We start from the raw sequence: 1,145 nt of genomic DNA, 5'->3' as shown, positions 1-1,145 counted from the left end.
TGTGGTGGTTCAATAGAAACGCTACATCTAGCAAGCAGATAAAATTTGTATTTTTCTAATTTTCCTAAATTGGACTGCCCTTTATTTTGGGCAGTCTTTTCTGTTTTTTGTAAGACTGTACCCTAATGTACTCTTTAGAAGAATCATAGCCTTCTTCAACATTTTCCCAGAAAGGAGTAATAGCTGATCTCTCAACTACAATATCCATAGGAGTTTTATTATTTAACGAACTGTGAGGACGATACCAATTGTAGTGAAATTGCCATTGTTCTAATAAAAATGGTAAGTCTTTATCTTTCAGGTCTACTTGTTGTAGATAAAACTCTTGTAAGTCAGTCTGCTGACTTCGTTCTACTTTTCCATTTAAGTGTGGTGAACGAGGTTTAATAGGACGAAATTTGATACAATATTCTTTGAGCTTTTCTTGAAATGAATAAGCGAAAAACTCTTGCCCTCTATCAGTCTGAACTCGCTGAACAGGGAATGGCATTTGTTCAACTACTCTTTCTAGGAAGTGAATAGAATTTTTTGCCGTTCTGCGAGAGTACATCCCTAGTACCCTAAATCTGCTACAATCATCAATGGCAGTATATTGATAACGACCAGTTGTAATTTTACAAACATCCATTTGTATTCGTTCGCCAGGAATGCTTCTACTATACCTGATAAACGGAGTGTTTTTACGATACCGTTTTAAAGGTTCTGTTGCATAGTGTTTTAATATTCTTCCAACTGTAGAAGGAGAAACTTTAAGATTATGAATTCTTAGAAGATGGGAGCAAATTCGCATTTTACCGTATTTAAACTCCTGTCTGACTTTCAATACTAGATTTTCAATAGATGTATCAATTTTTTGGAGAGCTAATCTATGAGGCCTTTTTGATTTGTCCTCTAAGTCTTTTTCTCCATCATCAGATTGTCGTTTAATCCATCTTTGTAAAGTACTTCTAGCAATGCCACATTTAAGAGCAGCTTTGCTTATTGACCCGCAAGAATAATAGATTTCTAACCATTTTTTTCTGGCTTGTGCCTTTGTAGATAACTTAGTCATGACCATATAATTTAGACTAAATTACTAAAAGAATAGAAGAATTTCAAGATAGCTAAATCCTACCCAACTGTAGCGAATCTATTGAACCTTCACA

At 34.6% G+C, this 1,145-nt stretch carries 1 protein-coding gene; it reads right to left on the bottom strand.

Annotation, left to right across the window (positions count from 1 at the left end):
- Positions 1-64: 64 nt before the first annotated feature.
- Positions 65-1,051: an IS481 family transposase gene (locus ACYVFA_RS23230; RefSeq protein ID WP_460474260.1), complete on the bottom strand. Its 987-nt coding sequence runs from the start codon at positions 1,049-1,051 to the stop codon at positions 65-67.
- Positions 1,052-1,145: the final 94 nt, after the last annotated feature.

The sequence above is a fragment of the Emticicia fontis genome (assembly GCF_054779675.1).
This window is presented reverse-complemented; position numbering and strand designations above follow the sequence as displayed.